Consider the following 1565-nt stretch of genomic DNA (forward strand, 5'->3'; position numbering starts at 1 on the left):
TTGAGCCGACAAAATCTTAAATTGAAGAGTTTGATCATGGCTCAGATTGAACGCTGGCGGCAGGCCTAACACATGCAAGTCGAGCGGCAGCACAGAGAAACTTGTTTCTCGGGTGGCGAGCGGCGGACGGGTGAGTAATGCCTGGGAAATTGCCCTGATGTGGGGGATAACCATTGGAAACGATGGCTAATACCGCATGATAGCTTCGGCTCAAAGAGGGGGACCTTCGGGCCTCTCGCGTCAGGATATGCCCAGGTGGGATTAGCTAGTTGGTGAGGTAATGGCTCACCAAGGCGACGATCCCTAGCTGGTCTGAGAGGATGATCAGCCACACTGGAACTGAGACACGGTCCAGACTCCTACGGGAGGCAGCAGTGGGGAATATTGCACAATGGGCGCAAGCCTGATGCAGCCATGCCGCGTGTGTGAAGAAGGCCTTCGGGTTGTAAAGCACTTTCAGTCGTGAGGAAGGTGGTGTTGTTAATAGCAGCATCATTTGACGTTAGCGACAGAAGAAGCACCGGCTAACTCCGTGCCAGCAGCCGCGGTAATACGGAGGGTGCGAGCGTTAATCGGAATTACTGGGCGTAAAGCGCATGCAGGTGGTTTGTTAAGTCAGATGTGAAAGCCCGGGGCTCAACCTCGGAATAGCATTTGAAACTGGCAAGCTAGAGTACTGTAGAGGGGGGTAGAATTTCAGGTGTAGCGGTGAAATGCGTAGAGATCTGAAGGAATACCGGTGGCGAAGGCGGCCCCCTGGACAGATACTGACACTCAGATGCGAAAGCGTGGGGAGCAAACAGGATTAGATACCCTGGTAGTCCACGCCGTAAACGATGTCTACTTGGAGGTTGTGGCCTTGAGCCGTGGCTTTCGGAGCTAACGCGTTAAGTAGACCGCCTGGGGAGTACGGTCGCAAGATTAAAACTCAAATGAATTGACGGGGGCCCGCACAAGCGGTGGAGCATGTGGTTTAATTCGATGCAACGCGAAGAACCTTACCTACTCTTGACATCTACAGAATCCTGCGGAGACGCGGGAGTGCCTTCGGGAACTGTAAGACAGGTGCTGCATGGCTGTCGTCAGCTCGTGTTGTGAAATGTTGGGTTAAGTCCCGCAACGAGCGCAACCCTTATCCTTGTTTGCCAGCGAGTAATGTCGGGAACTCCAGGGAGACTGCCGGTGATAAACCGGAGGAAGGTGGGGACGACGTCAAGTCATCATGGCCCTTACGAGTAGGGCTACACACGTGCTACAATGGCGCATACAGAGGGCAGCGAACTTGCGAGAGTAAGCGAATCCCAAAAAGTGCGTCGTAGTCCGGATTGGAGTCTGCAACTCGACTCCATGAAGTCGGAATCGCTAGTAATCGTGAATCAGAATGTCACGGTGAATACGTTCCCGGGCCTTGTACACACCGCCCGTCACACCATGGGAGTGGGCTGCAAAAGAAGCAGGTAGTTTAACCTTCGGGAGGACGCTTGCCACTTTGTGGTTCATGACTGGGGTGAAGTCGTAACAAGGTAGCGCTAGGGGAACCTGGCGCTGGATCACCTCCTTACGTA

The 1565-nt window shown here is 53.7% G+C and carries 1 rRNA gene; it reads left to right on the forward strand.

The features are described from left to right. The first annotated feature begins 18 nt into the window (after window positions 1–18). Window positions 19–1561: ribosomal RNA gene (locus tag HKI82_RS20310) — 16S ribosomal RNA — on the forward strand. The last annotated feature ends 4 nt before the right edge of the window (window positions 1562–1565 follow it).

It is taken from the genome of Vibrio plantisponsor (assembly GCF_013041605.1).
Lineage (GTDB): Bacteria > Pseudomonadota > Gammaproteobacteria > Enterobacterales > Vibrionaceae > Vibrio > Vibrio plantisponsor.